At 63.5% G+C, this 4,664-nt stretch carries 5 protein-coding genes; all 5 read right to left on the minus strand.

The window, feature by feature from the left end:
• Nucleotides 1-725, minus strand: a 725-nt coding sequence (locus EN745_RS30425) for a sulfate ABC transporter ATP-binding protein (protein WP_145992217.1), incomplete at its 3' end; no start/stop codon positions are given.
• Nucleotides 726-792: 67 nt separating this feature from the next.
• The gene (cysW, locus tag EN745_RS30430; protein ID WP_127422956.1) at nt 793-1,677 is read right to left on the minus strand and encodes a sulfate ABC transporter permease subunit CysW; all 885 of its coding nucleotides are present in this window, start codon (nt 1,675-1,677) and stop codon (nt 793-795) included.
• Nucleotides 1,670-2,521: a sulfate ABC transporter permease subunit CysT gene (gene cysT / locus EN745_RS30435; RefSeq protein ID WP_126059034.1), complete on the minus strand. Its 852-nt coding sequence runs from the start codon at nt 2,519-2,521 to the stop codon at nt 1,670-1,672. The genes cysW and cysT overlap by 8 nt, the downstream gene beginning before the upstream one ends.
• Before the next feature lie 75 nt (nt 2,522-2,596).
• Nucleotides 2,597-3,625, minus strand: coding sequence for a sulfate ABC transporter substrate-binding protein (locus EN745_RS30440; RefSeq protein ID WP_126059035.1), 1,029 nt, complete (start codon nt 3,623-3,625; stop codon nt 2,597-2,599).
• Nucleotides 3,626-3,854: 229 nt separating this feature from the next.
• Nucleotides 3,855-4,595, minus strand: coding sequence for a M15 family metallopeptidase (locus tag EN745_RS30445; RefSeq protein WP_127422957.1), 741 nt, complete (start codon nt 4,593-4,595; stop codon nt 3,855-3,857).
• Nucleotides 4,596-4,664 lie beyond the last annotated feature (69 nt).

Here is a 4,664-nt window from a genome sequence, read left to right on the forward strand (position 1 = left end):
GAGCTCGATTCACCGATGAAGGAATAGACAAAGGGCGAGTTCGGCGTGTCGTAGATCTCATCGGCGGAACCGACCTGCTCGATGCGGCCCTGGCTCATCACCACGACGCGATCGGCAAGCTCGAGCGCCTCTTCCTGGTCGTGGGTGACGAAGACGGTGGTGTGGCCAGTGCGGTCGTGGATCTCGCGCAGCCAGCGGCGAAGCTCACGCCGCACCTGTGCGTCGAGCGCGCCGAACGGCTCGTCGAGCAACAGCACCTTGGGCTCGATCGCCATGGCGCGGGCGAGCGCCACGCGCTGGCGCTGGCCGCCGGAAAGCTGCGCCGGATAGCGCTTCTCCAGGCCCGAAAGCTGGACGAGGTCGAGAAGCTCGGAGGCGCGGCGGCGGATCTCCTGTGTCGGCGGCCGTGCCGCGCCGTGCCGGACCTTGAGGCCGAAGCCGATATTGTCGGCCACCGTCATGTGCCGGAACAGCGCGTAGTGCTGGAAGACGAAGCCGACATTGCGCTCCTGTATCGACTTCTGCGAGGCGTCCTCGTCGCCGAAGAAGATCGTGCCCTTGGTCGGCCGTTCCAGCCCTGCAATCAGCCGCAGGAGCGTCGTCTTGCCGGAGCCGGACGGGCCGAGCAGCGCGATCAGCTCGCCCGACTTGATGTCGAGGGATACGTCATGGAGGGCCGGAAACCGCTCAAACTCCTTGCGCACGTTGGCAACGCGAACTTCCATAAACTGTCCCTTTTGTCGATGCCTGCCGTTATCCCAAAACCGGTTCGCGCTTTTGGGCGATATGCATTCAGTGTCCGCGCGTGGCGGCGATCTCGGCGCCGTAGCGCATCTCGAGAAGTGTTTTCAAGACCAACGTCACCAGCGCCAGGCCGGCAAGCAGCGAAGCGACGGCGAAGGCGCCGACCGCATTGTACTCATTGTAGAGGATTTCGACATGCAGCGGCATGGTGTTGGTAAGGCCGCGGATGTGCCCCGAGACCACCGACACAGCGCCGAACTCGCCCATGGCGCGGGCGTTGCAGAGCAGGACGCCGTAGAGCAGGCCCCATTTGATGTTGGGCAGCGTCACAAACCAGAAGGTCTGCCAGCCATTGGCGCCGAGCGAAAGGGCAGCCTCCTCGTCGCCGTTGCCCTGTTCCTGCATCAGCGGGATCAACTCGCGGGCGACGAAGGGGAAGGTGACGAAGACGGTGGCGAGCACGATGCCCGGCACGGCGAACAGGATGACGACGCCATGCGCCTTCAGCCATTCGCCGAGCATCCCTTGGGCGCCGAACAGAAGCACATAGACCAGGCCGGAAATCACCGGCGAAACCGAGAAGGGCAGGTCGATGAGGGTGGTCAGGAAAGCCTTGCCCTTGAACTCGAACTTGGCGATCGCCCAGGCGGCGGAGATGCCGAAGACGAGGTTGAGCGGCACCGAGATCGCCGCCACCAGCAGCGTCAGGCGGATGGCCGAGCGTGTGTCGGAACTGGCCAGTGCCTCCGTGTAGGCGCCGACGCCCTTTGCCAGCGCCTCGTGAAAGACGACAATTAGCGGCATGAGCAGGAAGACGGCGAGGAAGGCGAAGGCCACGACCATCGCCACGATGCGCACCGGCCGGCTTTCGGTGACCGCCGCCGACTGGCTTTCGTGATGCGGTTCGTAGGATTTGATCTCGGGATCAGCCATAGCGTTTGCGGCTCCATGACTGCGCCAGATTGACGACCAGCAGCATCAGGAAGGACAGCGCCAGCATGATCGCCGCGATCGCGGTGGCGGCGGGATAGTTGTACTCCTCGAGCCTGATGACGATCAGCAGCGGCGCGATCTCCGACTTGAATGGCAGGTTGCCGGCGATGAAGATGACCGAGCCGTATTCGCCGACGCCGCGCGCGAAGGCGAGCGAGAAGCCGGTGATGATCGCCGGCGCCAGGCCCGGGAACAGGATGCGGGTGATGATCTGGAAACGATTGGCGCCGAGCGTGGCGGCGGCTTCCTCGACCTCCTTGTCGAGCTCTTCCATGATCGGCTGCACGGTGCGCACGACGAAGGGCAGGCCGATGAAGACCAGCGCGATGACGATGCCGAGCGGCGTATAGGCGACCTTGATGCCGAGCGGCATCAGCAGTTTGCCGATCCAGCCATTCGGCGCGTAAAGCGTGGTGAGCGCGATGCCGGCGACGGCGGTCGGCAGCGCGAAGGGCAGATCGACCATGGCATCGACGATGCGACGGCCGGGAAAGCGGTAGCGCACCAGCACCCAGGCGACGATGGTGCCGAAGACGACATTGACGCCAGCGGCGATGAAGGCGGTGCCGAAGCTGATTTCAAGCGCGTTGATGGTGCGGCGATCGGCAGCGATCGCCCAGAAATCGGTCCAGCCGAGTGCCGCCGAGCGCCAGACCAGCCCGGAGAGCGGGATGAGGATGATGAGCGTGAGGTAGGCAAGCGAGAAGCCGAGCGTCAGTCCGAAACCCGGAATGACGCTCGGCTGCTTGAATCGCCACCCCGCCGGAGCGGGTACTGTGGTCATGGAATTCTGGTTCGTCCCTTCTTATTCAGACCAGATTGCCGTCGGTGATGTCTCGGGCCGCGAGGCCGTCGCGCCTCACTGGGCCGGCTTGTAGATCTGGTCGAATATACCACCGTCGCCGAAATGATAAGGCTGTGCCTTCTTCCAGCCGCCGAAAAGCGGATCGTCGATTGTGATCAGCTTGATCTCGGGCAGTTTGGCGAGGTCCTCGGCGGGAACCAGATCGGGTTTTGCCGGACGATAGTGGTTCTTGGCGATCAGCGTCTGGCCCTCCTTGGAGTAGAGGTAGCCGAGATATGCCTCGGCCACCTTGCGCGTGCCCTTGGCGTCGACATTGGCGTCGACCACCGCGACAGGCGGTTCGGCCAGGATCGAGGTCGGCGGATAGACGATGTCGAAATTGTCGGCGCCGAATTCGTCGAGCGCGAGATAGGCCTCGTTTTCCCAGGCCAGCAGCACGTCGCCCAGGCCCTTTTGCGCGAAGGTCACGGTCGAGCCGCGCGCGCCGGTGTCGAGGACCGGTACTTGGCTGTACAGCTTGGCAATGAATTCCTTGGTTTTGGCCTCGTCGCCACCGTCATTGGCGTTGGCATAGGCCCAGGCGGCCAGATAGTTCCAGCGCGCGCCGCCGGAGGTCTTCGGGTTCGGCGTGATCACCTGGACACCGTCCTTGATCAGGTCGTTCCAGTCATGGATGCCCTTCGGGTTGCCCTTGCGGACCAGGAAGATGATGGTCGAGGTGTAAGGGGCCGAATTATTCTCGAACTTTTTCCGCCAATCCGGATTGATCTTCTTCGCCTTCGAGACGATGGCGTTGATGTCCCCTTCGAGGGCCAGCGTCACCACGTCGGCGTCGAGGCCATCGATCACGGCGCGGGCCTGCGCGCCCGATCCGCCATGCGACTGCTGGATGGTCACGGTCTCGCCGGTCTCGGCCTTCCAGTGCGCGGCGAAAGCCTCGTCATAGGCCTTGTAGAGCTCACGCGTCGGGTCGTAGGACACGTTGAGAAGGGTCGTATCGGCGAACGCGAAACCGAGCGTGCCGAACTGGACCGATGTGGCGACCAGCGCGCCAAGCAGTTTCTTGAAATGAGGTTTGGTCATTTCCGCCTCCGTTGATGACGGCCGAACTCTAGCGAATTGATAGAATTTAGATGCATTCAATGTTGCCTTTTTTGGCGTCTCGGAGAAATTTTTCGCCGATCGTCTATCCCTTGGGGAAATGGTTTCCTCATATTAGATAGACCGCCCTCGCCGGCTCGACGCTATCTAGAAGCGGGGCCGCCCTCGGGCAAGGCCGCGTGGCGACAGATCGGCCTTCGCGGCCGGACCTCTAAGGCGCGGTGACGGGAAAGTCGAAGCGTTGCTTCGGAAACGGCTCGGCCATCAGCGTGAAGTGCCACCATTCGCGGGCGTAGTTGCGGAAACCGGCGGCGCGCATAGCCTCGACCAGTCGCTTGCGGTTTGCAGCCGCGTCGGCGGGGAGCGGATGATGCGCGGTTTCGCTGGCCTGGTCGAAACAGTCGAAGCCGGTGCCGAAATCGAGCGTGTCGGCATCGGGCGCGCCGCAGGCAGGGTGAGGTGCGGCCGCGCCATCAATGGCTGCAATGGCGAGATCCACGGTCGAGCCGCGCGAATGGCTGGAGAGCTCGCCGATATAACCCTTGGCGATGAGGTCGCTGCGTTCCACTGCCGGATACCATTGCGGGTCGGGCGGTCCGCCCGTTCGCGTCCACTCGACCATGTCGGCGACGGCCCGCACCGGGCGGTAGCAGTCGAAGACCACCAGGGTCAGCCCCTCGACGGCAAGCTTCTGCTCAACGCTGGCAAGCGCTTTCGCTGCTTGTCGGGTGAGGATGCAGACCGGCGCGTCATAGCCCTCGGCCTTGCGGTGCAGGAAGTTCTTGAGACCGGCATAGCGAATGTCCTGGCGGATCGAGGGGACGACATCGGCAAGACGGACGAAGCCGGCGGGGAGGGGATCGGCGGAGGCGGGGAAGGTTGCGATCAGGAGAGCTAGCGTTGCGAGAATCCTAGCTGCTCTCGCCGAAGGATGGCGCCGCGCGCCAGACATCCGGCCAAGAAGCGCAATCCGCTGAATCGGTTGCGGCATCCTATTCAACGAAAACCTTCACGCTTGCCG

The organism is Mesorhizobium sp. M4A.F.Ca.ET.022.05.2.1 (genome assembly GCF_003998845.1).
In the GTDB taxonomy this organism is placed as follows: Bacteria; Pseudomonadota; Alphaproteobacteria; order Rhizobiales; family Rhizobiaceae; genus Mesorhizobium.